At 64.3% G+C, this 3,900-nt stretch carries 4 protein-coding genes; 1 reads left to right on the top strand and 3 read right to left on the bottom strand.

Annotated elements, in window-relative coordinates; translation table 11 throughout:
• From ABSG20_RS31625 to ABSG20_RS31615, 3 genes are all read right to left on the bottom strand, one after another.
• The coding region (locus ABSG20_RS31625; RefSeq protein ID WP_423868379.1) for a cytochrome P450 at positions 1 to 633 on the bottom strand (633 nt) is incomplete at its 3' end.
• Between the two features lie 83 nt (positions 634 to 716).
• On the bottom strand, positions 717 to 926 hold the full coding sequence (locus ABSG20_RS31620; protein WP_423868378.1) for a ferredoxin: 210 nt from the start codon (positions 924 to 926) through the stop codon (positions 717 to 719).
• Positions 927 to 982: 56 nt separating this feature from the next.
• Positions 983 to 2,407 carry an amidase gene (locus ABSG20_RS31615; RefSeq protein ID WP_423868377.1) on the bottom strand — a complete coding sequence of 475 codons (1,425 nt, stop codon included), beginning with the start codon at positions 2,405 to 2,407 and terminating at the stop codon, positions 983 to 985.
• 119 nt (positions 2,408 to 2,526) lie between these two features.
• Here ABSG20_RS31615 and ABSG20_RS31610 point away from each other — a divergent pair, with 119 nt between their 5' ends.
• Positions 2,527 to 3,375: an alpha/beta hydrolase gene (locus tag ABSG20_RS31610; RefSeq protein WP_423868376.1), complete on the top strand. Its 849-nt coding sequence runs from the start codon at positions 2,527 to 2,529 to the stop codon at positions 3,373 to 3,375.
• Positions 3,376 to 3,900: the final 525 nt, after the last annotated feature.

Raw genomic sequence — 3,900 nt, 5'->3', positions numbered from 1 at the left:
CAGCGTCGAGATCAGATCGTCGGCCGGATGTTGCTTGCGGTTCTCGAGATGGCCGGTGAAATATTCGGTCATCTCGTTGACGGCGCGCACCAGGGTGTCGTCATCCTTGATGCCGAGCTCGAGGATTTCGTGAATCCATTTGATGAAGCGGTCGCTGTCCCGTTCCGGAATACCGAGCATATGGGCGATGGTGCGGACCGGAACGTGCTTGGTGTAGCGTGCCGCGGCATCGCATTTTCCGTCCGCGATGAATCCGTCGATCAGCTCGTTGCAGATGGCGCGAACCCGCGGCTCCAGTTTTTTCATCGCGTCCGGCGTGAATGGCGGCAGCAGCAGCTGTTTGGCGGGCTTGTGCTCCGGCGGATCGGAGGTGATCGGCGGGGCCTTGCCCGTCGTCTCGGGCCGGACGTCGCGCACCAGCACGCGGCGCGAGGAGAAATGTTCGGTATCGTGCGCGATCTCCCGCACCGCCTCATAGGTGGTCGGCAGGTAGCAGCCGAGGAAGCGCTCGGTGTGAACCACCGGGCTGTGCGCTCGCAATTCGTCCCAGATCGGAAACGGATTTTCGGTCCAGCGCGGATCGGTATGGTCGAAATCGTGCAGCCAATCGGTGACGGGGGCATGATCGGACATTGGAACAGGTTCCTTATTGCTTTGGGTCGCTCGCCTGGGTTTGGCCCCCTGCATCGGCCGGGCACGCTTTACCTCGAGGCGGTTCATTCCTCGATCACCTCGATCGCGATCTCCGGGCAATTGGCCTTGGCGAGCCATGCCTTGTCCTCGAGCCCCTCGGGGACGGAGCCGTCGCCGGCTTCGTGCGCGTTGCCGAATTCGTCGAGTTCGAACAGTTCGGGCGCCAGTGATTTGCAGCGGGCATGTCCCTGGCACTTCTCCTGGTCGACATGGACTTTCAGTTTTCGAGGCATGGCAGGTGTTCCTCCGTGGTCGTGTCGGTCGCTCGCGCGTTTTTGCTTCCTAGAGATTATCTGGCTGGTCTCGGATCGATCGGCGTTGTGCCGCGTAAACCCAGGATATCCTCCAGCACCCCAGCGCCGGCGAGCAGCCTTGCCTCGCCACGCGGCGGTGCGACGATCTGAAGTCCGACCGGCAATCCAGAGGCGGTAAATCCGCAAGGCAGGGAAAGCGCCGGGCAGCACACCAGCGTGATGGCATAGACGATGGCGAGCCACTCGACATAATTGTCGAATTTCCTGCCGGCGCATTCGGCGACATAGCGATGCTCGACCGGAAATGGCGCGACGATGGTGGCCGGCGCCAGCAGCAGGTCGTAGCTTGCAAAGAATTCGAGCGCGCGCGCGGCCATCGCGACGCGCTGCGCCTCGGCGCGTTCGAGCTGCTCGACCTTGAGCTTGAGGCCTTCCTCGATGTTCCAGATCACTTCCGGCTTGAGCTGATCGCGCTTGTCGCGCAGCAGCGCCGCCTTGCTGATCGCGAAGTCGAAGGCGCGCAGCACGTGGAAGCATTCATGGGCCTCGCGCAGGTCAGGATGCGCTTCCTCGACGATCGCGCCGGCCTCGGCGAAGCGAAAGGCCGCCTTCCGGGTGATGGCGACAACCTCGGGGTCAACCGGGGTGATGCCGAGATCGGGCGAGTAGGCGACGCGTCGTGGCCTGCCGCCGGAGCGCGCCGCCGACAGGAACGAGGCCGGTGGCGAGGGCAGGGAGAGCAGATCGGCCGGATGCTCGCCACACATGGCATCGAGCAGCAAAGCGAGATCCTCGACATTGCGCGCCATCGGGCCCTGCACGCCGAGATTGCGGTCGATCTTGAACTTAGGGCTATGCGCGACCCGGCCGATGCTCGGCCGCAGGCCGACAACGCCGCAGAAGCTCGCAGGATTGCGCAGCGAGCCACCCATGTCGGAGCCGTGGGCGAGCCACGCCGTGCCGCTGGCGAGCGCCGCCGCCGCACCTCCCGAGGAGCCGGCGGCGGATCGTGCGAGATCCCAGGGGTTGCGGGTGGCGCCGAACACTTCGTTGAAGGTGTTGGCGCCGGCGCCGAATTCCGGCGTGTTCGATTTGGCGTAAATGACCCCGCCATTGCTTTCGAGATGTTCGACCAGGAGATCGGAGCGCGCCGGGATGGTATCCCGGTAGATCGGGGAGCCCTGGGTGGTAAGCACGCCCGCGACGTCGGTCAGGTCCTTGATCGGCACCGGCAGCCCGGCAAGCAGGCCGCGCTCGCCAAGCGGCTTTTGCATCAGGGACGTTGCATGGCTTCGGGCGCGATCGAAACACAACGTCGGCAAGGCATTTACCTTGCCGTCAACCTCGGCGATCCGCTGCTCCAGCACGTCGAGCAGATCGAGCGGCGTGACTTCGCCTGAATTGAGTTTGTCGACGAGGGCGCAGGCGGTCGCCCGCACCAGCCCCTGATTGGATGCCAAGTCCATCTCCCGAAATGTTTCCGCCCTCCATAGCGGAATGATTAGCCCTGTACGACATTTTCCGGCAAATTGACAACGCGCCAAAGCGCGCTGCGGCGCGCCCAATCGGGGATTCAAGCATGATGACGCCGTACGATGCGCCGGACTGGGCTGGCATGAGCCAGCGCGATCGCGATCTCGGCCTCAACAACGCCGCTGCCGTGGCTGACAGCGCCGACATCGTCGCCGGCTGGGAGCGTCGCTCCGCCGGCATGCGTGCGCAGCATTCCGCCCATCTCGACCTCAGCTATGGCCCGCGCCCGCGCAACCGGATCGACTTTCTCAAGGCCCGCGAACAGGCGCCGACGCTATTGTTCATCCATGGCGGCTACTGGCAGCTCCGCGCCAAGGAAACCTTCACGCTGTTCGCCACGGGCCCGCTGGCGCATGGCATCAATGTCGCGCTGATCGGCTACACGCTGGCGCCGGAGGCGACGCTCGATCAGATCGTCGGCGAAATTCACGCCGGCATCGACTATCTCGCCGGACAATTGCCTGATCTCGGCGGCGACGCCGGAGGGCTCGTGGTGTCAGGATGGTCCGCCGGCGGACACCTGACCGCGATGGCGCTGCCGCATCCCCAGGTCAAAGCGGGCATCGGCATCAGCGGCATCTACGACCTCGAGCCGATCCGCCATAGTTATCTCAACGTCAAGCTCGGTCTTGATGGGTCGATGTCGCGCCGCAATTCGCCGCTGATGCAGGAGGGGGGCGCGATGAAGCCGCTGACGCTGGTCGCAGGCCAGGCCGAACTGCCCATGTTGCGTAGGCAGACCGCGGATTTCGCCGGCCACCGCGTCCGCTACGGATTGCCGGTGAGCTATGAGGAAATCCCCGGCGCCAACCATTTTACCATCATGAACGAGATGGCCTCGCCCGAGGGGCGGATCACGACGATGATCCGGCAGTTGTTCGAGCGGGTGGCATGATCGAACGGAAGCAGGGTAGGGTGGGCAAAGGCGCCCTTCGCGCCGTGCCCACCTCTTGCTTGAGATAGTGGGCAGACGATCGGCATTCGCGCGACGCGCTGGCTTTGCCCACCCTAAGACTTTTCACACATCCCCTCTGCCGTCATTCCGGGCCTGCGCCCGGACGAGCCGCTTAGCGAATCAGATGGAACTTGTCGGTTCGCTACAGCCCCGCACAGTGGCCCTCGGCGCGCCGGCCCCTCGACCATCTTTCGAATTTTGGTGTACTGGCGGCCTGCTGGGGGCTTTGGGATTGGCGATCGGGACCGCGCCGCTGTTCTGGATGGTCGAGGGCGCGAGGTCGAGGGCGAGGTGGTCGCGGTCGAGGTGGTCGAGGCAAATGCGTCCGGCAAAAGTTCACATATTTTTGCTGATCAGATGCGCATCGGTTGAGGGCCGGTCGCCGCCTGCGATAGGCTTCGTAGCTGGTCCGATCCTTGGCGGTGATGGTGGGTATTGCAGCTGTGCTCCGGTTACCCCCGCGCG

The sequence above is a fragment of the Bradyrhizobium sp. genome (assembly GCF_049512235.1).
In the GTDB taxonomy this organism is placed as follows: Bacteria; Pseudomonadota; Alphaproteobacteria; order Rhizobiales; family Xanthobacteraceae; genus Bradyrhizobium.
This window is presented reverse-complemented; position numbering and strand designations above follow the sequence as displayed.